Source organism: [Clostridium] polysaccharolyticum, from assembly GCF_900111595.1.
GTDB classification, from domain to species: domain Bacteria; phylum Bacillota; class Clostridia; order Lachnospirales; family Lachnospiraceae; genus Clostridium_AI; species Clostridium_AI polysaccharolyticum.
In genome coordinates this window covers 42,487-63,348 of sequence record NZ_FOHN01000011.1, presented here as the reverse complement: position 1 = coordinate 63,348, position 20,862 = coordinate 42,487, and the positions used below count along the sequence as shown (strand labels likewise).

General features: G+C 35.2%; 12 protein-coding genes, 1 pseudogene and 1 other annotated feature. All 13 genes and pseudogenes read right to left on the bottom strand.

Annotated features, from left to right (window positions below; genetic code table 11):
• Positions 1-165 precede the first annotated feature (165 nt).
• On the bottom strand, positions 166-1,320 hold the full coding sequence (fliB, locus tag BMY85_RS08580) for a flagellin lysine-N-methylase (protein ID WP_092477866.1): 1,155 nt from the start codon (positions 1,318-1,320) through the stop codon (positions 166-168).
• Between the two features lie 236 nt (positions 1,321-1,556).
• Positions 1,557-2,948: an alanine/glycine:cation symporter family protein gene (locus tag BMY85_RS08575; RefSeq protein ID WP_092477865.1), complete on the bottom strand. Its 1,392-nt coding sequence runs from the start codon at positions 2,946-2,948 to the stop codon at positions 1,557-1,559.
• Between the two features lie 223 nt (positions 2,949-3,171).
• A complete protein-coding gene (locus BMY85_RS08570; protein ID WP_092477864.1) occupies positions 3,172-5,301 on the bottom strand; it encodes a pectate lyase family protein in 2,130 nt (709 codons plus the stop codon).
• Positions 5,302-5,552: 251 nt separating this feature from the next.
• Positions 5,553-6,548, bottom strand: coding sequence for a 3-oxoacyl-[acyl-carrier-protein] synthase III C-terminal domain-containing protein (locus BMY85_RS08565; protein WP_092477863.1), 996 nt, complete (start codon positions 6,546-6,548; stop codon positions 5,553-5,555).
• A 32-nt stretch (positions 6,549-6,580) separates the two neighbouring features.
• A complete protein-coding gene (locus BMY85_RS08560) occupies positions 6,581-8,113 on the bottom strand; it encodes a methyl-accepting chemotaxis protein (protein ID WP_177180711.1) in 1,533 nt (510 codons plus the stop codon).
• Between the two features lie 865 nt (positions 8,114-8,978).
• On the bottom strand, positions 8,979-9,524 hold the full coding sequence (locus BMY85_RS08555) for a DUF4253 domain-containing protein (RefSeq protein ID WP_092477861.1): 546 nt from the start codon (positions 9,522-9,524) through the stop codon (positions 8,979-8,981).
• A gap of 61 nt (positions 9,525-9,585) precedes the next feature.
• On the bottom strand, positions 9,586-11,499 hold the full coding sequence (locus BMY85_RS08550) for a GGDEF domain-containing protein (RefSeq protein ID WP_177180710.1): 1,914 nt from the start codon (positions 11,497-11,499) through the stop codon (positions 9,586-9,588).
• Between the two features lie 45 nt (positions 11,500-11,544).
• The gene (locus tag BMY85_RS08545; RefSeq protein ID WP_092477859.1) at positions 11,545-13,446 is read right to left on the bottom strand and encodes a GGDEF domain-containing protein; all 1,902 of its coding nucleotides are present in this window, start codon (positions 13,444-13,446) and stop codon (positions 11,545-11,547) included.
• 200 nt (positions 13,447-13,646) lie between these two features.
• The gene (tyrS, locus tag BMY85_RS08540) at positions 13,647-14,870 is read right to left on the bottom strand and encodes a tyrosine--tRNA ligase (protein ID WP_092477858.1); all 1,224 of its coding nucleotides are present in this window, start codon (positions 14,868-14,870) and stop codon (positions 13,647-13,649) included.
• Between the two features lie 193 nt (positions 14,871-15,063).
• Positions 15,064-15,301, bottom strand: a binding site (T-box leader).
• A 229-nt stretch (positions 15,302-15,530) separates the two neighbouring features.
• Positions 15,531-16,373 (bottom strand): annotated as a pseudogene (locus BMY85_RS08535) (Abi family protein).
• Between the two features lie 251 nt (positions 16,374-16,624).
• Positions 16,625-18,370, bottom strand: a complete 1,746-nt coding sequence (locus tag BMY85_RS08530; RefSeq protein WP_092477857.1) for a type 2 periplasmic-binding domain-containing protein — start codon at positions 18,368-18,370, stop codon at positions 16,625-16,627.
• A 68-nt stretch (positions 18,371-18,438) separates the two neighbouring features.
• Positions 18,439-19,389, bottom strand: coding sequence for a carbohydrate ABC transporter permease (locus BMY85_RS08525; RefSeq protein ID WP_092477856.1), 951 nt, complete (start codon positions 19,387-19,389; stop codon positions 18,439-18,441).
• Positions 19,390-19,402: 13 nt separating this feature from the next.
• Entirely contained in the window at positions 19,403-20,848 is a 1,446-nt protein-coding gene (locus tag BMY85_RS08520) for an ABC transporter permease subunit (protein WP_092477855.1), read from the bottom strand.
• Between the last annotated feature and the right edge of the window lie 14 nt (positions 20,849-20,862).

Sequence of the window (20,862 nt, the reverse complement as noted above, 5' to 3'; positions counted from 1 at the left end):
AGCCCTACCGTTTTCTGGTTATCCAGATGCAGTCTATGACCTGCATCCAGGACTCCAGTCAGATTCTTTCGAAGCACCGACAGCTGGTTATAAAACTCAGTGACTGTTTCAAAAGGTACAATATAACAATATTTTCTTCTGCTGTTTCTAATGAATTTTATAAAATTACAGGCAATTAACAAGCGTATCTACAGCAAAAACCTCTTCAAACACAAAGGCCTCTGATAGAATTTCCAAGTTATCTTCTGAATGTTCGACCTCTTTGGAATATATTCTTGCAACATCAATTCTTTCTTCTAATTGAAATTGTTTTTTCTTATGATAACATGCTCCATCCATATCTCGAATAACAAGAAAACTGACAATCGCAAACTGGATTTTATCCAGATAATTTGAATCATAAACTGCTTTCATTCCATAGCGGAATACAAAATATACAAGCAAATGCTCATACTCCACTTCTTTTCTTTTATAATTCCTTTTCAGATCAGCATGGATTTCCTGATATTTATCTGCATCACAATAGAGTTCCTTCATCTGTTTAAAGACTGTGTCCCATTCCTGATCCAGAAGTTCTAACGTTTCATAAATTGCCATTCGTCCTTGAAACCATGCAAACTGCTCCTCTTCATCACCAAGCAAATCCTCCTGTGTATCCATTGCTGTTTCGGCAAATTGTTCCACTACTGATACAATACCTTTAAAATCCTGTGTATTTAACTTTTTCTGTACCTCCATGGCAAACTGTAAACTCACCTTTGCTCTTATTTCAATTGGATACTTCCTGCACTGCAATATTTTTATTGTATGGTTCCTTGCTGCTTCAAGAAAAGGATACTGTTTTTCATCCATCTCCTCCTGATCTAATTCGTATTCTTCTTCCTCCTCTAGCCACTGATACTGTTCTGGAATCATTGTCTCTTCCACCGTCATCGGCTCATCCTTTTCAAAGATCAGCCTACCTGCTTCCTCACACGATAATCCTAAACATTTTTCCCTGACAATGCCATACTCAACTGTAAATCTGGGATACTCCAGGCAAATTTCACACAATGCAGTCTCTCCTAACTCTGTACAGATATCACAAAGATTTTTCTCATTTAGAAATGCACATCTTCCTTTATTTAGAGCGAATGATGTATCTTCACCCTCTTCTACTATATTTTCCCGAAGTCTCTTTCCAAAATCACCAGAAATACTTTCATAATACATTAAAGTTTCTTCATCAATATCTATTTCCCATCCAATACAGCAGCTATCTTTACACTGATCCGCAATACATTTAAAATCTTTATAATAATCTGGTAACCGTAAAATCATGTTAGCCCCTCCATTTCCATCAAATCCATGATAATCGTGCAGGAGGCTAACCATTATTTGCTTAGCCATCCTCTCAGTCAAGTAAGTAAGACGAATCTCATCTTAAACTTCTCACAGAACCGTACGTGAAGGTCTCCCTTCATCTTCTGTATGCCTTGCAAGGCTCACCAGCAAAAAACTTTCTTCGCCATTGCCTGCAAAGAAAGTTTTTTGCTTTTACTCTCTACATTTTTCCTCTATAAGCGTTTTCCCTCTTTTTCAAATACCTTCATATCTTTTGCAATCTCACCACTAAGCACTAGAAGGCAAATTAAGTTTGGAATTGCCATCAATGCATTGGCAATATCTGAAATGCTCCAAACAAGATTCAATGTTGTTGTGGCTCCTACATATGCCACCAATGAAAAAATAACTCGATAGACAATATTATATTTGTGTGTATCCACAAGATATTCAAATGCCTTTTCTCCATGATATTCCCATCCTAAAATAGTAGAAAAAGCAAATAATGCAATTCCTATACAAATTAACCATGCTCCAAAATCACCTAATACGGTTTTAAATGCGGCTATGGTTAAAGCGGAACCTGTTACGATTTCTCCTTTTGCATCTACACTTCCTAATACTCCTGAACTTGCAATGCACAAGCCTGTAATAGAACATACTACGATAGTATCCCAGAATGTACCTGTCATATTAATATATGCCTGACGTACAGGATTGTCCGTAGTCGCAGCGGATGCTGTAATGGCGGCAGACCCCATACCTGCCTCATTAGAAAATACTCCACGTGCCACTCCATAATGCATTGCACGCATCATAGAAGCTGTAATGGCTCCTAAAACTCCACCAGAAACTGCCTTTACGTGAAAAGCATATTTAAATATCATTACAATACCAGATGGTACATTTTGGATATTCCCAAATATTACAACAAGTCCTGCCACTACATAAAAGACAGCCATGAACGGAACTACTACAGATGATACTTTGGATATTGTTTTAATTCCTCCAACAATAATAGCTAAGGCTAATACTGTAATGACAATACCAACAGCTTTTGCAGAAATCCCAGCGGTTTCATTAATTGCTGAAGAAATTGAATTTGACTGTGTCAGATTTCCGATTCCAAATGAAGCCAGTACGGTAAACAATGCAAAAAGCCACCCAAACAAAGCTCCTGTTTTTTTATGTTTAAAAGCTTTCTTCATAACGAACATTGGTCCGCCAATCATTTCTCCATTTTCATTTACTTCACGATACTTTATAGAAAGCATGCATTCACTAAACTTTGATGTAAGTCCAAAGCAAGCAGATATCCACATCCATACAATCGCTCCTGGTCCTCCAAGTGCCATCGCTGTTGCCACACCTACGATATTACCAGTTCCTATCGTGGCTGCTAACGCAGTGGTAAGTGCCGAGAAAGGTGATATATCGCCGTCACCTTTTCCTTTCTTTCTCGCTTCCTTGCTAAGTGTCATTTTAAGTGCATAGCCAAGATTCTTCCATGACAGAAAGTTTGTGCGCACTGTTAAAAAAATTCCAGTCCCCACTAATAGCATAAGCATAACCGGCCCCCACACGAAGTCATCCACATAACCCACAATTTTTTCGAATTGTTCCATATCATCTACCCTCTCTCTTCTGCTTTTCTATTTTACCAAGTCCATACAAATGAAAAAGAGGGAATCCATCCAGAATATCCCTCCATTGGCCAAACTAACAATATAGATATCATATAGAAATTTTTGAAAAATGTCAATAGCATTTCTTTTTATACTTCTTTATATCCAGTGAAGACTTAGAAAAAATGCGTGCCCTTATCTAGACACGCATTTTTTTACAATCTTATAAAGAAGAATCCACTCCCGTACTGGTGTACTCTTTTCCATTCACTATATAAACAAACTTATAGGATAATGCATTTGGCATTGTTCCGTTGCCTCCAAAACCAAATGTTAAACTTCCGCCAGCACCTAGATTCTGATTATAACTCTCAGGTCTAATCATAACCTGATTTCCCAAGCTTTGCATCTTCCCACACCAAAGACTTGTAATATCAGCTTCCGATTTGTTCAAATAAAGCGTCCAGTCTGAAATATTGTTTCCTGATACATTTTTTAATGTTAGATTCATTGTATATCCACCAGACCAGCTATTGCCGTCAGCCGAAATGTCAATTACATTTCCTGTACTTGGATTTTCATTAGGGGGAGCCACTGCAGTCGGAGCATTACTTGGAGTTACAGATGGAACCGGGTTTTTGCTTGGCTGAACCCATTGAGAAGGCGTTGGACTAGGATAAGAAGGAGTACTCTGTCCAGTTACCAAGTAAGATGCAATTGGAACTCCTTTCTGTGAAAATGCTGCATATGCCATATCATTACAAGACATTTTTGCTCCCGCATTGCTTCTGCAATAATTTGGAACATCCGATGCACCAATTACTTTATAACTATACTGGTTAGATGGTCTCCATGAAGTACTTAGAGAACTTACATTTCTTAAGTTATTGTTATTATAACATCTTACTGCTATAGATCCATTATCTGTATACCAAGGACCAACTTTTCCTACTGTTGCATTTGAAATACTAGTAATGTTTAACGCATCGTCATTTACTACCGAACCTATATTTCCTGCACCATCGTAATAATTCTTTTCTGTATAAATATTCGCTCCTGTATGCATTGTATATGCCAAATGAAAATCATATACATAGTTATTGGCACTGTGGAAATATCCATAACGCATAAGACCAGGTGCTCTTGTAATACAGCTATTAAAATAATTTGTCATTATAGTCACACATGGTTTTCCCTTATAAGCAGAAAGAGCTTCATCTGTATCTGTTGGATAACCCAGAATAACTCCATATTCATGCTTTCCAAAAGTACAGTCTGAAACGGTAGCATAATCATATGTTCCAACGATAGAAAGAAGCTTGTCAATATCTCCGCCATAACTAGATGTATTAATATTGGAATGTCCCATAAATGTAATATGATCTAGCCATAAGTTATTTCCATTGGAAAATTCCCATACATTAATATGGTTGCTGGATTCATCATGACTCACTGTAATATTACGAAGAATGTTATTTCTGCCATTCCCTCCGTTCGTAACAATATAGCCATTATGTATTTTATGTGCCCCATAACTTCCGATAATGGTTTTATTATTTCCTAAATTAATTTTAGATTTTGGATATCTTCTTCCTTCATTATCATAATTAAATCCGCCTGTATAACTTAAATCTTTCGTTATTACAATTGTTTTTGGAGTGGAACCACTAGCTTCTTGAGCCAGTTTATCATATGTATCAACAAATACGGTTTCCCCTAACAGTCCTCCTATGGCAGAAGCTTTCTCAGCACCATTTATCTGTTTTCCTTCTGCTGCAAATCCTTGCAGACCTGCTGTGTTAAGACGGAACTTCTGGTTACTGTTTCCAGAGTATGTCTCAAGCGTAATGGTATTGCTTCCTGAATTATAAGTTAAGGCTTTGCTCTGGTCTAAGTAATTGGTTATTTTATAATACAATCCATTTCCTAGATTATCTGCAGAAACCTGCGTTACGTTCCAGTACTGTGCCTTAGATAAAGTGCATGGTGCAATCACGCAGCTAGTACCTCCATTGGTACTGTCATTCCTCGTTGCCAGTACCTTTCCAGTCCCCATATTAACGATACGGAAAACTCCACTTACTACATAATCAAATCTCCAGTTCTCATTTTGTGTTCCCCTGGTTGTATCTGTGTTCAATGTGGCCCCATCTGCAGTTCCAGAAATGTTCAGGTTTCGGCTGCCATTGGCAGTGGAAATTCTGACTAATTCTGCTGGATACTCTGCAAAACTCGCTGCTACTACTGTCTGTTTTTCAGTAGTAAACTTAGGCATACCACCGGTCCAGCAAGACACCATCAAGGTTCCGGCAAGAAACAATCCTGCAATCCTTTTTCCAATCTGTTTTTTCATGTAATCCTTCCTTTCTTTTTCTGATTTTTTCTGTTTGTACCAACATTTATTTTACTATGTTTCATACACTTTTATTTTACTATAATTCTTTATTGTTTCCAATGTATACTTCACAAAATAACGAAGTACAAAAGCCTTTTCCGTTAAGAATTATTTGCTGATAAAACCTAGGAAATTTTCTTATAAAACTGCAAAAAACTGCTGTTTCATGAATTAAAGCCATGAAACAGCAGTTTTCAATTTACTCAGGTTTAATATTGAATCAGCATGCAAATATGCTGCATGCCAGCACCTATTGTCCAAAATGCCACATAATCTCCCCGCTTAACAATTCCCTTCTCCACAGCTCTATCTAAAACCAGAAATGGGCTAGAAACACCTGTATATCCGTATTCATCACCAACATAAATACACTGTTCATCCTTTATTCCCAAATCTTCTTTTAAAGTTTGAATATTTCTTATTAGATACTGAGAGAAACAGAACATCTTAACATCTTGAACTTCCAAATTGCTTCTTCTTAAGATTCCTTTCAGCTTTCTTTCCACTTCATCCAGATCACAGCTGACTGGTTCCATTGTAGAAAGAATTGCTTCTTTGGTTGATTCATATATTTTTGACATACCACAATGCGGAAATATCATTTTGTCATAATATTTGTCATTAATAAAGAAATCACAATCAGCAAGTCCACATTTCCGATCTGTTTTTTCTAGGATTATAGCACATGCTGCATCTCCAAACAGACCGTATCCATATTCATTCATCGGATTATGAACCTGTGTTGTATACTCTCCTCCTACAAGAAGCACTCGGTTGACTTTAGGGTTGTTATCCATATACCGGTAAACATTTTCCAATGCCAGTACCATACTAATGCAGTTTGCATTAAAGTCATAACAGATAGAATCCATTTTTCCTTCTATTTCACGATGAATAATTACTGCACATGCTGGTACTACATGTTCCGGTATCTGAGAAGCTGATACAATCATGTCAATGTCTTCTCCCTGCAAACATGCCTTCTTCAAGACACGTTTTGCAGCCTCAATTTGCATGGTTAACGTATTTTCTTTCTTTTCAGCATTTTCATTAATGACATATCGTTTGTCCCTGCCATACACATCCTCAAATAGTTTCTTTACGTCTTTGCCTTGTTTCTTGTAATGCTCATAATAATATTCATTATCTAAGATTTTCTCAGGGTGATAAACTGCAATCTGCTTAATCTGCACATTACTATTCATTAATTACCTTCGCCTCCAATTTTTTCTTATACCTACCTCCTAAGCAGTTCTTCTAGTTCCTTCACGATTTGATTCAAGCCATCTACCTGTCCGTTCAATTCAGCAATCTCCTGTGTGTTATTCTGTACAACACCAACGATGTTCGTAAACTGTTCATTTTCCACTTCAATCTGTCTTGAAATATTTTCATTATATGTAAAAGTCGTTGCAATTAAATTTACCTGTTCTTCATTCAAAGCATCTACTTCTTTAATTGCACTCAACGAAGAGGACAATAACTTCATCATATTTTTAACTTTATCTACGGTCTTCTCTAGTGTTTCATACTGATAGCTTAATTTATCCGAATTCAGTTCAATTGAATCCGTAACTACACTAGCTTCTGATTCCAGTAACTTTACTACATCATTAATTTCTTTTAATGATGCCTGGGTGTTTCTAGCCAAGTTTCCAATTTCATTGGCAACGACAGCAAATCCCCTTCCGGCTTCTCCAGCTCTAGCTGCTTCAATTGAAGCATTTAATGCTAACAGGTTGGTTGATGTTGCAATCTCATCAATAATATTTACGGTACTTCCAATTTTTCTAGTTCCATTAAGCAGTCTTTCAATTGCCTCCATCGTGTCCTTGTTAGAGGAAACCACTTCATCACTTACCGTAAGCAGATTATTCAAATCCTGTTCATTATCCCTTGAGATATTTACCAGTTCATCAGAAATCTTGGTACTCTTCTTTACTTTATCGGAAACATTTTCACTACATTCTTTTAATAAATGCAGGTTATTGGTACTTTCATTATTATGTTCAATAATGTTCCGGCTCATTTCCAGTAACTCTTCGCTAATAGAGGATAATTCCTCTGTAGCCGCACTTTCTGACTCTACATTTTCCAAAACCATGCTGCTTGTCTGTGCAAGACGTTCAGAAACACTGGATGCCTTCGATAATATCTGATTCGTAATATTATTATTCTTTTCAAGCTCATCACGTTTCGCATCCGCTAAATACTTGCCTGCAAAAACGGTAAACAGATAAACTCCCATAAAAGACAACACCATTATGAAAAAACGAATCAATAAATCCGGTACAAAAATACCATCTCTTACAGGTAACATAGTATCAGGTTTTACAAAACACCCTATCACTACAGAAAGAGTTAATCCGCCTATTACAATACGGCACAATTTTGTATCTAAAAAGAATGCCTGAACTAAAGCAAAATAAAATGCAAATGCCCAGAATTCCCTAGAAGGAATTAAGTACATAATAAAATTAAACTGAACGAAAAGCAAAACTGTTATGTACACTTTACCATAAAGCATCATTTTAGGCTGAATAAGACCATCTTTTAAAGCAGTTTTCATTAACCTTGTTCCTACAATGATATAAGCAACTATTGTCATGCCGTATATAATTAACGATGGCCAGCTTATATGCTTATAGTATCCTAACAGCTTCATAACAAGAAAGTCCCCGCCACCTGCTGATACAGATACTATTAAAATTATCATAATCCATTTGTAAACTTGTGCCATATATGCATCGATCGCACTTATTTGTTTCATAAAATATGCCTCCCTCATTTTTTAATTGTATGCAACAAGCAGTTATCGCTTGTGTCATGCCACTCCCCCATAACGGTTTTTCTGCATTTCTGCTAACTTATATAAGAATCCTCCCCCTTCTGACTCCATATAATTCCCTGTTTCTTGCCTTATATTTCTTGACTATTATTATGAATTTTATTTTATGCACGTTTTGAATTAAGTTTGAATTACTAGCTTGACGTATAATTGATTTTTAAGATGTCTTCTTTAGTTATATTTTTAAATTTTTACTAACTAATATGTCTAACACTACTGAACTTAAGATGTGATAATAAAAGTATATATAAACCTCTTTCTATCTTACACCAATTTTTTATATATTTCAATCATAAAATATAATTCTCTCTGTTACATGTCAAAATGTCACTTATTTGTTCCACAATAAAACAGGGAACTGATGGCTGCAGTTCCCTGTTTTGGAGGAATAAGAATTCAATTTATGAAATTTTCTAATTTACATCAACTATAATATCAATTGGTTGGTTCCTTTGATTTAAATAGATTATAGCACATATTTTCTCATAAATAAGTCTTCTTACCCTGTATTGAAAATAAACTCGATTTTCCTTATAATTTATTCTACTTTCTCTGTCATTTTTTTCTCTTCATAGGAGCACTCCTGAAATAGCGACAAAAAAAGTTATGCACTTTGCACAAAATGCATAACTTCTTCGTAAATGTACATATGAATAATAATCAGAAAATATAGCATTATAAGCGATTGCCTATAACAGAAATGAAAACTTTCTTTTGAATGTATTCTACATCATTTTTTCTGGTTCAACATCTTGATGTAAAAATTGCTACATTTCATGTAATAACTTCAAAATATTTTATCATTATACGCCGTTCTTTTTAGTATGTAAAGATTTTCATTGGCTTGTTCCCTGATTTCCTGCAGCCTATACTCCACACATCCATCCTGGATAACTGCTGGAACTGCTCCCTCACACAGATACCATTTTCTTGATAAATTAATTACACTCTCCTGAGCTTTTACCGTACTCCATCCATTCATACGCAAACAGCTAAATACTTCCCATGGGTGCTTGACTGGTATTTTAGCTAATATTACTTCTTTATATTGTCTTCTTCCTCTTTCTCGCATTACAGAAAGCTCGCCTTCTCTTTTGAGAACCGCCCCAACCTTATTTTCACCCAAACGTCTGCTAAGCAGTTCAAAACTAGGGATGATGAAGACAGGTATGAACCCTTCTGCTTTTCCTAGTCCAGTTAATTTGTCATATATCTCCCGAATTTCTTCAATCTTATTTTTTTCCGTAAAAACCATACACTCACATTGCAGAGCCGCTAAAAAAACACGGGTTTCTTCTTGAAAACCATCTGACCTTTTGCAAAAAAACCTCATATTTTTCCCTCTAATAACATTATTATATCTATATGCCATTTCTTTTATCCTATGACAGAATTTATTTATAAAACTTGTATTGGCCTTTTCCACTGTTTTTTGCTAAATATAACGCCTTATCTGCATTTTCATATAATTCTTCAAAAGAAATTCTTGTTTTTCCATTATTTACTGCAATTCCAATTGATAAATCCGTTTTTATATCCAGTTTCAAAAACCGGATATTATTCTGAAATGCTTCATTTAACTGTTCCATAATAACCGCTATTTCTTTTTTCGATACCTGATTAATAAGAAAAATACAGAATTCGTCTCCTCCAAATCTGGCTGTAAAATTTGTCTGTGCAATTACTTGTGTAATAGACTCTCCGAGCGTAGATAAAACCTTATCCCCGACTCCATGTCCAAAATTATCATTTACATCCTTAAAATCATCTAAATCAAGCATCACCAGAGAACCTTTTTTTCTTTTCTGCAGCCATCCACTAACCACATCTATAAAAAAGCCCCTGTTACTTACACCTGTTAATGGATCTTTTTCTGCCTCTGTTAGTATTCTGTCTAATGAATCATCTTTTACAAGTGCCAGTGAAAAGAAAAAAATAACTCCTAATATTCCAAATGTCATAAGATCATAGCCCCTTGTAAGCCCTGTTGCTTTAATGAACATACATATACTTGGCATAGAGGCCCCTGCTAAAATATTAATACATTGTATCCTGTCATTCTTTTCACAAGACTTTATTTTCTTAATACAAAAATAAGCTATATACAAAAAAAGAAATGCAACGTATAAGTAAAATATAATACATAAAATACCTGGTGTTTCAAATACACATACTATTCCTTCTGTTTTTCTTAATACAAGTGAACGATAAAAAAAATTGTTTTGTTCTACAGAAAACAAACTAAGAATGACTAATGTAGAAATCGTATATTCTAGATAGTAAAGCCACTTTGGAAACTTTGCATAATAAAATGCATCAATTAATTTCGTAAACGAAATAAGCATTCCAATTATTCCGCAGTACTGGATTTTCTGTGACAAATATACAACTCTTATATCTCCAGTTGTCAATTGGAGATATAGGCCGCTCATAAAAAATATAGATGTGATAATCAGCATAATATTTGCAAGCTGTGCTTTAGAAGTTCTATTTGTTAAAGACATGCAGCCAAACACAATCAGCATAATAGTTGTAATTGTGCTAAGAGTTAAATAATATTCATTATAATCATAGCATGGACAGTGAAATACTATACATAATCCAATAAAAATAAAGGGATACGAGTATAAAATAGACTGCAGTTTATCTCGAATTAATATGTGGTTTTTTTCATAAAAATAAATAATAGGAATTGCCAGAAGATTACCAAGAAGATACCAGTTGCACACCCAGTTATTGTGATACTTCAAATCTATAGCTACTCTAAACAGAAAATTTCCCATGACAAGTATTACTTGCCAAAAAGTAAAATCTATTTTTTCCTTTTTATCTTTTCTATAACCGTTCATTTTTCCATAATACAGAAAGATATACAGTAATGGAATAATGGAATTTCTGCTGCTTTTCATTGCTATTAGGCAAAGCAGAAAATGCAGAATGATTGCAATTATTAATTTAAGCCTTTCCTCTTTTCTTGCTTTTTCAATTACTAAAACAACTGAAGCAAGCAAAATATCATAAAGCAGATTCTGCTTTCTCGCAAATTCAGCTCCCATAAACATATCATATGGATATATAGAAAGAATCCATGTACCAAACACCTGAAGTATAAAATTTCTTTCATTATTTGTCTGCATAAACGACTCTGCTAAAATGTATAAGATCATAGGCAATGCCATTCCACCTATAAATTGAAGTACCTGCCCTGCAATTAAATTCTCCCCAAACACTTTACAGCCAATGTTATCACATATAATAGCAATAATAACAATTACAACCAGCTGATGCAGTTTTAGTTTTTTTAACATAAGAAATACTCTCACCACCATTTCTCATTTTATCTTATTTTTACGCTAAGCATAAAATTTGTATTGGCTTTTTCCACTATTTTTTGCTAGATATAATGCCTTATCTGCATTTTCATATAACTCTTCAAAAGAAATCTTTCCTTTTCCATCATATCTTGCAATTCCTACGGACAAAGTGGAAAGCAGATTCAGATTACGCTGCTCTAAGTTCTTATGGAATTTAACTTCTAACCGTTCTGTAATTTTTTTCATTTCATTTTCATCAATATGGCTATGTATAAAGATACAGAATTCATCTCCTCCTATCCTAGATACAAAATTGTCAGATCCCATAACTTGTTTTAAAGAATCTGCAAGAGCAATGAGCACCTTGTCTCCTGTTCCATGTCCATAATTGTCATTGACCATTTTGAAATTATCCATGTCTATCATAAACATAGTTCCTTTTATTTTTTTTTCCAGTTTCTTTTGCACCTGTTCTATAAAATAACCACGATTACATAATCCCGTCAGCGGATCTCTTTCCCTCTCTGTCTGGATATTATCCAAATAATCATTCTGACATATGGAAAAGGAAAATAAAAGCACAAAAGAAAACACCGCAAAAGTTCCCACATCATATTCTTCATTCCGTAATATAATTCTAAGCATCAGCAGAACAAAACCTGCTCCCTCCGCTATTAACAAGGTTACACTTTGTCTTCGCTCTATTCCATCACTATGCTTCATTTTATAAAGGCACATGAAAAGCGTTAGCAGCATAATCATTGCCATATAAGCGAAAAACAAAATCCATACAGGCCCTCTTACTGAGACAATAATAGAATGCTCTTTAAAATGCTTCACGCCAACGGCCTTATAAAACAGCTTATTCTGTCCCAATGTGTAGATAGCATAAATACAGGCACTTGTTACCATTCCTTCTACTATGTACACAAAATTACTGATCGGATTATTACAGAACTCATTCATAAACCACGTAAACCCAATTATCATGCCAGTAAGTCCTGTCATTTCTATTTTTACTGCCGCAATCATAACTTGCAGGCTAAAAGCTGTCAGTTGAAAATAATACCCTAACATGAAAAGCAATGCAAAACTAAGCATGACTATATTAGCAGTCTGAACATGCGAAAGCTTCGCTTTCAATGTACTATACCCCAATCGCAGTACAATCAGGATACCAAGTAAATGGATATACAGATAAATCCGATAAAAATTTCCTGATGTGATATGTACAAAATTCTTTAAGAGCAAGAATTGTATCGGATAAACGATTAAGAAATATCCTTTCACAACCTCTTCTTTTTTCCTTAATTGACATTTCTTTAATAATGGTATGGCCAGCAGAAATCCTATATAATTTACAGATTCTTTCCATGCTTCCCTCGAAACATATGCCCCTGCAGATTGACAGATACTTTGGGAAATTAATGTAAATAAGACTGCTGCTGCTGCTATTTTTATAATGGTCCTGACCATTCTGTTATAGGAATGACTGTGACGGAAATCAGCCATAAATAAAATAAATATCAGTGGATTATTACTAAAACAGATGGATAAAATCAGAATGGCTGCTATCAGTATGACTTTCCATATCTTCTTCAGTTTTAGTGAATCTAGTATAGCCATTACCAAAAAGCCTAATAGCACATCAAATATAATATTCTGCTTTCCTGTAATCTTTGCTGTATAAAATATGTGATATGGATAAATAGATAAGCCCCAAAATAGAAGTAAACAAAGTATGTATTTTGTTATGTTTTTTGCCTTTTCATAAAAGCTGACAGATAAGTAACAGATAATCGGTATTGCTAATTTTCCAACTATTCGCATGAAGTGTGCCTGAGGAGTATAAAAGTTGAAAGTTATCCAAGATAAATGCTCACAGAGCATAGCCAATATAGCAGCTACTTCTAACTGAGCCGTCGTTAAACCTTTCTTCATCGAACGTCCCCCGCATTTCTTTTCATATCCCTATATGAACTGCACTATTTTTTAATATTATAGCACAAAATGCAGCAAACGTCACTTAAAACTATTGCTTTATTACATTTTAGGCAAATTTTATTGTTGTTTTTCACTAAGCTAATAAATCCAGACAGTTTCACTGAAACTGCCTGGACTGCAATTTTACAAAGAGAACTTTATTGCATTACTGCTTTATGGAATTTTTTCTTTCCTTTTCTGATTTTTACATTTTCTTTTAACATTTCTTCCGTTACTTTAAAATCAATTGCTTCTACTTTGTTATCATTTACAAATACCCCGCCTTGCTGGATAAGACGTCTTGCTTCACTCTTAGAAGGAACCAGTTTGCAGACCATCATCAGGTCCATAATGCCAATTGCTCCATCTGTAAGCTGTTCTGCACTGATTTCTGTTGTAGGCATATTGGAATCATCTGCACCACCTGCAAATAAAGCATGAGAAGCTGTTTTTGCTTTTTCTGCTTCTTCTTCTCCATGGACTAATTTTGTCAGCTCATAAGCAAGAATTTCTTTTGCCTGGTTTAACTGGCTTCCTTCCCAGCTATCCATTTCTTCAATTTGCTCTAACGGAAGGAATGTAAGCATACGGATACATCTTAATACATCGCTGTCTCCAACATTTCTCCAGTACTGGAAGAATTCAAATGGAGATGTTTTATTTGGATCTAGCCATACTGCACCACTAGCTGTTTTACCCATTTTCTTGCCTTCTGAGTTTGTAAGAAGCGTAATTGTCATTGCATAAGCATCTTTACCTAATTTCTTACGGATTAACTCCGTACCACCTAACATGTTTGACCATTGGTCGTCACCACCGAACTGCATGTTACAGCCATAGTGCCTGAATAAATGATAAAAGTCATAGGACTGCATAATCATGTAGTTAAATTCTAAAAAGGATAATCCTTTTTCCATTCTCTGTTTGTAGCATTCTGCACGAAGCATATTATTTACGGAAAAGCATGGTCCTACCTCACGAAGTACATCAATGTAATTTAATTTCAATAGCCAGTCTGCATTATTTACCATGATTGCTTTATCATCACCAAATTCAATAAAACGTTCCATTTGTTTTTTGAAACAGTCACAGTTATGCTGAATCATTTCTGGTGTCATCATGCTGCGAAGGTCCGTTCTGCCAGATGGGTCACCAATGTAACCGGTACCACCACCGATTAACACAACTGGTTTGTTCCCAGCCATCTGTAAACGTTTCATAAGGCAAAGTGCCATGAAATGTCCTACGTGTAAAGAATCTGCCGTAGGATCAAATCCAATATAGAAGGTTGCTTTTCCTGTGTTTACTAATTCTTTGATTTCTTTTTCATCTGTTACCTGTGCGATTAAGCCACGGGCTACTAACTCGTCATAAATTGTCATATTGCTTTCTCCTTTCGTGTGCGTCTTTGTAACGCAGCCTTGTATCCAAAATGAACTTAAAACTTCTATCAGAATCAAGTTTGCATGATATGGAGCGTTGTGATGAATGTGGTAGAGCTTTTTAATTTCTAAAAAATGTAGCGAAGTGCAATTTTCTAGAAATCAAAAAAACCCTCTGTATCTCAAACAAGATACAAAGGGCATAATATGCGGTACCACCTCTGGTTATAAAAATTCCTCACGAAATTTTCCTCACTGAGTGCAATCACACTCGCACGCTGTATTGGGCGTTCCCAGCTTACCCTACTTACGAAAGTGTTCAGGCAGCAGCTCCAGGATGTATTCAGAATCAAATGTTTCAAGCCTTGCACCAGCCGGCTATTCTCTAAGAAACGCTCTCGAATCTTACTTGTTCCCTTCTTTGCTTTCCTAATTCCTAAGTGTTATTATAAACCATTACAAGCAAAATGGAAAGGGGTAATTTTTTTATAAAGTGTTTTCACTATTCCTGAAGAACTTCGCTCTTTCTATGTAAAACAAAAAAATCATAATGATCGAAAAAGAGCCGAACCACGCTTCGACTCTCTTAAGTATGCATCCTCAAATACATACCCCAATTAGTATTTATATTATACATCAAACAATGAAAATATGCAAGTTTTATATATATTTTTTTAAAATACTCATCCTCTTTTTCAAATCTGAATGTATCACTATTGCAGCAACATTAGAACTAACAGCTTGACGATAATAATCAGTTAATTCTTCAAATTCACGAATAAAAGCTTCCGTTTCTATTTTTGATACACATAATAATTTCATATAATAGCACATAAGTATTATATAATCCCCTATGGTTTTAAAGTTTACATATGGTAACCCAATCTCTAGTTTCAAGCATTGTTTCATCGCTTTAGTAGGTTCAATATTCCGAAATCTAGTATCAAATATCACTGCATTATGCGCAATGGCATTACGCAGATCTTTTAAAGTATAAATGTACTTATAAATCAATTGCCTACCTGTATCGCAAGATACATTTAGACATAAACGTCTTGAAATATCATCTCTAACATCATATGTAAGACAAGATAATAGATATCCCAGATCACCCATTGTCATTATTTCAAACAAAGCTCAAATCGGAACATCGGAATAGCCCACACTGTTATAAAAATGTGTTATCTTTAAATTATTCTTTTTGTAAGCATTTGCAAGACTAGACTGAATAGATTCTGAATCAGCATTTACCAATATACTCTCTAATGCAATATTTTTAACGGCAGTCTCAATATACATCATTTTTCCATACAATAAAGCTTTCAAATCAGAATCATATTGTATCGTGGCATAAACTTCATTATACGAAGTAAACGGCAACCGCCTCTGATTATTTCCAAAAAAACGATAACCTTTGTACCCATGAAAATATCCTGTATTAATTAATTGCCTTTTCTGCTCTGAACCTCCTATCGCGATCCCACTGTCACGCAAATGACGCATCAGCGCATCTGTTTTTTCATACCCCATAGCTCTCTCCCATTAATTAACATAATACAACAACCCATTCCTTTTAGTTAAGATCTATTATACCGTATTCTTAATCTCAACTCAACATTGTTTCTTTTAGAAGTCCTTTGGTCTGAGCAACAGTTTTATTCTATTAGACCGAGAACTTTTCTACAAAACAAAAAAGACGGGCACCCGTAAGCACCCGCCGATATATAGGATAATATGAGACTATCGAAAATTAATTATTTTTTTAAAGCCTTAACTGCATCTTCTGCTGCTTTTCTTGCTTCTGCTTCTTTCTTCTGGTATTCAACACACTGATCATAGCCATATTCTTTCGCTTTGCTCTGCATTGTTTTTACGATCTTGTCAAATTCAGCATCATTTTTTGCATAAATGGCCTTCCATGAATTTTCCTTAATGCAGGTAGCAACCTGATTCCAGATAACCTGTAATTCGTCATCCTTTGTACTGGCAATATAAGTAGTACCAAGGATTAAAGAATAATTTCTATTAGCAAAAAACTCATTCGCATTTGGAGCACCCATGTCATCACGCCATGTCTGCTGAATCTCGGATACATCCGCATTTAATTCACTTTCCCATTTTTCATCGTTATATGTTTCACCGTTGGAATCTGGATTTTCTGCATCTAATGCCCATGTGGTGTTATTCATCTGGGCACGGCCATCTTTAAATGTACCAGAGTAACCATCTGTCATTTCTGTATTTTGATCTTTATTTGTTTTTTTACCCAATTCAGTAAATTCAATTTTTCCATCTGCATTGTAATCCCAAGTTATACCCTGTGGACCATATTCCATTACCATAGTACCTTCTGGAGTACAAAGCCAGTTAAGAATTGCCATACATAATTCTGGATATTCTGTATTGGCACCAATTGTCCAGATACGGTTACCACCGTAAATGTTACATCCATTTACCAATGGTGCAGAATCTTCTGCTGGTACTGCAAGCATTGCTTTTCCATCTGTTAAATGTTCTTGTGTATTGTAAGAGTTTGCACCCATCCATGCAAATAAGTTAAAGAATGCAGAACCATCTGTATAATCTTCGATTACATTATCATAAGTCTGAGTAGAAGAGTCTGGATCTAATAAACCTTTTTGATATAACTGGTTATAGAACTTCAGGCATCTTAAATATTCACTGCCATCCCTTAAACAATCCTGATATTCCTGTGTATTTACATTGTATAAACCAAAACCAAATTCTTCCCATCCGTATAAAGCAGCAGTTGCTTTTACGAACATAACCATATCTCCATCCCAGTCAGGGAATAAGGATACACCATATGTCTGTTTTCCAGAATCAGATTTTGGACAAGCTTTCTGCATTTTCTCTAATACATCAATGTAGTCTTCCAATACAGCGATCTTTGGACTTCCGATTTCTTTATATAAGTCATAACGAATGTCTGGGTGATAATCAAAACCTTTTAAATCATCTGGATTGGTTCCAACATCATAACCAAAACCATAAGTTGTTCCACCAGAGATATCTGCATTTTGCTGTAATGCTTCTTTCATATGGTCTTTCATATAAGAACCATAGTTATCTAATAAATCTTCCTCATTCCAGTCAAAAAGCATTCCTTTTTCCACTGCCTGATTGTATTTGTCCATGTCTCCACCGAAAATAACGATGTCACCAAGATTTCCTGATTCCATACGAGTAGCAAAGACACCTTCATCTGCCGGATCTGGAATGATATTTAATTTTACATTGAATTTTTCTTTCATCACTTGTGCAAACCATCCAATTTGCTCTCCTGAGTAGTTTGCCAGCTGTGTGAACACATCCAAAGTAACGGTTTCATCTGGAATAATATCATCCAAGTCTGCTGCATCTGCATCTTGAGTGGTCTTCACATCATCTGTTACTGTATTCTTTGTACTATTTCCACATGCGGATAATGTAAACACCATAGAGCAGGATAACAAAATAGCAAGAAATTTTTTTCTCATGCCTTCTCCCTCTTTCCTATAAATTAATTACTCTATTTATCCATCCTTATTGCATAAGGAAAAATAAATCATCCTTTTACTGCACCTAACATAATACCTTTTTCAAAATATTTCTGCATAAATGGATATACCATTACGATTGGTATAATTGTGACTGTTGAAATGGTATACTTAATTGTTTTTGCATTAAGCAGTTCTGCCTGCATGCCTGATGAAATCGCTCCACCACTGCTGGACTTCATAATAGCTGCAAGATTAGAACTTTGCTGCAGGTAAATGTATAGTTTATGCTGAATGGTCTGTAAATGTGGTGCATTCGGCATCAGCATCAAAGAATCCGTAAAGGAATTCCAATGGCCTACTGCTCCAAAGATTGCAATGGTCGCAAGAATCGGCTTACAAAGAGGCCAAATGATTTTTCTAAATATGGTAAAATAACCAGCACCATCTATTTTTGCACTTTCCTCTAACTCATTTGGAATAGATTCTATGTACGTTTTTACCAGAATAATGTTATATGGCTGTACAATACTTGGAATGATATAAGCCATAAAATTATTAGTCAGTCCCAGCATACTCATTGTCAAGAACCACGGAATCAGACCTGCATTAAAATACATGGTAATTACAATAAAACGATACCAGAAACTTCTCTTCCACATTTCTTTCTGTGTAACCAGATATCCTGTCAGTGCAGAAGCCATAACCATTAACGCAGTACCAATGACGGTTCTGGATAAAGACACAATTAAGGATTTTCCTAAATCTCCTACATTTTTTAATGCCATATAATTCTTAAAATGAATTCCTTGAGGAATAAATTTAATAGCACCTACTCTGACTAACTGATTATCACTAATTGTATTGATAAACAAATACCAGAATGGGAAAATGCATATTATTGTGAATATAAAGAATACTGTATAATTGATAATATTAAATACGCAATCTCCTGTCGTCAGGCGAAACTGCCTTTTCTTAGGCTTATATTTTTTCTTCTTCGTTTCTGCTGCCTCCATATGCTTTTCCTCCTTATACAATACTCTCACCACGAATCATCTTGGATATCTTATTGGCTACAAACAACAGAATTACACTTATGATAGATTTTGCCATGCCAATTACCGTTGACAATGGAATTATTCCTTTTCCAATACCTAATTTATACACGTATAAATCCAGCACCTGAATAAACTGTGAATTGTCTGCATTTTCAAAAACAAGATACTGCTCTAATCCATTATTTAAAATACCCGCTACTGCTAACAGCAAAAGCACACAGAAGGTAGGAATTAAACTAGGAACTGTAATGCTCCACATTCTTTGGAACCGTCCAGCTCCGTCTACTGTTGCCGCCTCATAAAGCTGCTGATCGATTCCTGATATGGCTGCTATGTAAATGATAGCATTCCATCCAAGGCCTTTCCATGTACCCCATGCGAACATTTTAAGCCATACATGGCCTCCTCCTAACAAAAAGTTCTTTCCCTCTGACATGATTCCTGCATCTACTAAAGTAGTGCTTAAAAAACCATCTGTCGAAAAAATTGCGAAAGCTACTGCATAAACCAGTACCCAGCTTATAAAGTTCGGTATTGTGGTAAATATCTGTACAAAACGTCTAAAACGGTTACTTTTAATCTCTGTTAAAAAGATGGCAAATGCCATTGGAACCCAAAGCATTGCTATATTAATAAAGCTCATGGCTAATGTATTACGGATTACATGAATAATATCACGCCTTGTTGCCGCATTTCTGAATAAATAAGCAAACCACTTAAACCCAACAAATTTATCCATGGTTAAAGTATCTCCTGCCTTATAATCAAAAAATGCAAACCTCCATCCGGATAAAGGAAGGTAACTAAATACAAAACTTAGTGCAACAAAAGGCAGCAGCATTAAAAATAACTGAAATCTTGGCTGCATTTCATACATATCTTCTTTATCTGGTTTCGGAAGAAAGATACATTCTAATACAGAAAGCAAAAACATCATAACTACTAACACTAATAGAATAATAAAACCATCTGGTAACACTGGTGCTACTTTTTTCAGATTCTGTGTATTGGATACCTGTTTATATGCAACGTAGATTCCAACAAAACTAAATCCAGTTATAGCAGAACCAATCAAGGTAAAATACGCTCCTAGTTTCTTAAATTTCCGTTCTCCAAGAGACATACATCCTCCTGCTATTACCAGAATAATTCCCACTATTGCTATCATGCTTGATACAAAAAGCAATCGTAAAGTAGACTCCAATACCCAGCCTTTTTTCAGGCATCGTCCAAAATTGGCAATTAACTGTTTATAAAATAGCCCTGACGTAAACAGAGACAGGTTTTTCCCTATTAATCCCGAAATTCTAGATGGATTCAATCCTGGTATAAATAAGCATATAGCCAGTAATATTGCCGCAAATCTAGCAGCCGCTACTAATCTGTCCATGGATTTTTTTTGCCTTGCCTGCTCCATCTTTTCTCTCTCCT

Bases quoted from the DNA above. Each gene is read 5' to 3' on its own strand.
- BMY85_RS08545 (WP_092477859.1), bottom strand. From the start codon at position 13,446: ATGAAGAAAGGTTTAACGACGGCTCAGTTAGAAGTAGCTGCTATATTG.
- BMY85_RS08560 (WP_177180711.1), bottom strand. From the start codon at position 8,113: ATGAAACAAATAAGTGCGATCGATGCATATATGGCACAAGTTTACAAA.
- fliB (WP_092477866.1), bottom strand. From the start codon at position 1,320: ATGATTTTACGGTTACCAGATTATTATAAAGATTTTAAATGTATTGCG.
- BMY85_RS08575 (WP_092477865.1), bottom strand. From the start codon at position 2,948: ATGGAACAATTCGAAAAAATTGTGGGTTATGTGGATGACTTCGTGTGG.
- BMY85_RS08555 (WP_092477861.1), bottom strand. From the start codon at position 9,524: ATGAGGTTTTTTTGCAAAAGGTCAGATGGTTTTCAAGAAGAAACCCGT.
- BMY85_RS08520 (WP_092477855.1), bottom strand. From the start codon at position 20,848: ATGGAGCAGGCAAGGCAAAAAAAATCCATGGACAGATTAGTAGCGGCT.
- BMY85_RS08570 (WP_092477864.1), bottom strand. From the start codon at position 5,301: ATGAAAAAACAGATTGGAAAAAGGATTGCAGGATTGTTTCTTGCCGGA.
- BMY85_RS08550 (WP_177180710.1), bottom strand. From the start codon at position 11,499: ATGTTAAAAAAACTAAAACTGCATCAGCTGGTTGTAATTGTTATTATT.
- tyrS (WP_092477858.1), bottom strand. From the start codon at position 14,870: ATGACAATTTATGACGAGTTAGTAGCCCGTGGCTTAATCGCACAGGTA.
- BMY85_RS08530 (WP_092477857.1), bottom strand. From the start codon at position 18,370: ATGAGAAAAAAATTTCTTGCTATTTTGTTATCCTGCTCTATGGTGTTT.
- BMY85_RS08525 (WP_092477856.1), bottom strand. From the start codon at position 19,389: ATGGAGGCAGCAGAAACGAAGAAGAAAAAATATAAGCCTAAGAAAAGG.
- BMY85_RS08565 (WP_092477863.1), bottom strand. From the start codon at position 6,548: ATGAATAGTAATGTGCAGATTAAGCAGATTGCAGTTTATCACCCTGAG.